The following is a 1,540-nucleotide window of genomic DNA, read 5'->3' as shown; positions in this document are numbered from 1 at the left end:
CGCGTGCTCGAAGCCTATGTCGGCACCGCAGATGAGTAGCGTCGCGGCCGGTACCGAATTCCTGCGCGTCACCGGCCTGCACGCCTTCTATGGCGAGGCCCACGTGCTGCACGGGGTCGATTTCCAGGTGAACCGCGGCGAGCTCGTGACGCTGCTCGGCCGCAACGGCTCCGGGCGCACGAGCACGCTGCGCGCGATACTCGGCCTCGTCGGTCGGCGCACCGGTTCCATCATGATCAACGGACGCGAGGCGATCGGCTTGCCGACGCACCGCATCGCTCACCTCGGCATCGGCTATTGTCCGGAGGAGCGCGGCATCTATGCGAGCCTCACGTGCGAGGAGAATCTGCTGCTGCCGCCGGCGGTGGCGAGCGGCGGCATGACGCTCGACGAGATCTACGCGATGTTTCCCAACCTGAAGGAGCGCCGGAAGAGCCCGGGCACGCGGCTCTCCGGCGGCGAACAGCAGATGCTGGCAGTCGCGCGCATCCTGCGCACCGGCGCACGCCTGCTGCTGCTCGACGAGATCACCGAGGGGCTGGCGCCGGTGATCGTGCAGGCGCTCGGCCGCGTGCTGCGCGCGCTGAAGGAGCGAGGGCTCACGATCGTGCTGGTGGAGCAGAATTTCCGCTTCGCCGCGCCGCTCGCCGACCGGCATTTCGTGCTGGAGCATGGGCGCGTGGCACTGGAGGTGGAGCGGCACGAGCTGGCCGCGAACATGGAGCGACTGCACGAACTGCTGGGTGTGTGAGAGGATGTCGCGAAGAACGACACCACAATCGAGAGGAAGGCGATGAGGATGACAAAGGCGAAGAAGGCGGTGGCGACGGTGGCGGCTGCGGTGATGCTGGCATTCCCGCCGGCAGCCTCGGCGCAGGTATCGAGCGACGTGGTGAAGATCGGCGTGCTCACGGATCTCTCCGGCGCCTATTCCGATCTCGCCGGACCGGGGTCGGTGCTGGCGGTGAAGATGGCGGTCGAGGATTTCGGCGGCAAGGTGCTCGGCAAGCCGATCGAGGTCGTGTTCGCGGACCACCAGAACAAGGGCGACATCGCGGCCAACAAGGCACGCGAATGGTTCGACCGCGACAACGTCGACATGATCATCGATCTCGTCAGCACCTCGACGGCGCTCGCCGTGATGAAGGTGGCGAAGGAGAAGAACCGCATCAGCATCGTCTCCGGCGCCGCGTCGACGAAGATCACCAACGAGGACTGCACCGACACCAACGTCCATTACACCTACGACACGCGCTCGCTCGCGGAGGGCACCGGCCGCGCGGTGGTGAAGCAGGGCGGCGACACGTGGTTCTTCCTGACCGCCGATTACGCCTTCGGCCACTCGCTGGAGAAGGACACGAGCGAAGTGGTGATCGCGGCGGGCGGCAAGGTCCTGGGTTCGGTGCGCCATCCGTTCCCCGGTCAGGATTTCTCCTCCTTCCTGCTCAAGGCGCAGGCCTCGGGTGCGAAGGTGATCGGGCTGGCCAATGCCGGCACCGACACGCAGAATTCCATCAAGCAGGCGGCGGAGTTCGGCATC

2 protein-coding genes are annotated in these 1,540 nt (G+C 66.6%); both read left to right on the top strand.

Annotation, left to right across the window (positions count from 1 at the left end; all coding sequences use genetic code 11):
• Positions 1–31: 31 nt before the first annotated feature.
• The gene (locus JNK68_15885; GenBank protein MBL8541824.1) at positions 32–751 is read left to right on the top strand and encodes an ABC transporter ATP-binding protein; all 720 of its coding nucleotides are present in this window, start codon (positions 32–34) and stop codon (positions 749–751) included.
• Positions 752–793: 42 nt separating this feature from the next.
• Positions 794–1,540, top strand: a 747-nt coding sequence (locus tag JNK68_15880; GenBank protein MBL8541823.1) for an ABC transporter substrate-binding protein, incomplete at its 3' end; no start/stop codon positions are given.

The organism is Betaproteobacteria bacterium (assembly GCA_016791345.1).
Taxonomy (GTDB): Bacteria; Pseudomonadota; Gammaproteobacteria; order Burkholderiales; family JAEUMW01; genus JAEUMW01.
The sequence above is the reverse complement of the archived record's forward strand: the minus strand, read 5'-3'. Positions and strand labels throughout refer to the sequence as shown.

Coding starts and splice junctions, on each gene's coding strand:
- JNK68_15885 (MBL8541824.1), top strand. CDS start 32: ATGAGTAGCGTCGCGGCCGGTACCGAATTCCTGCGCGTCACCGGCCTG.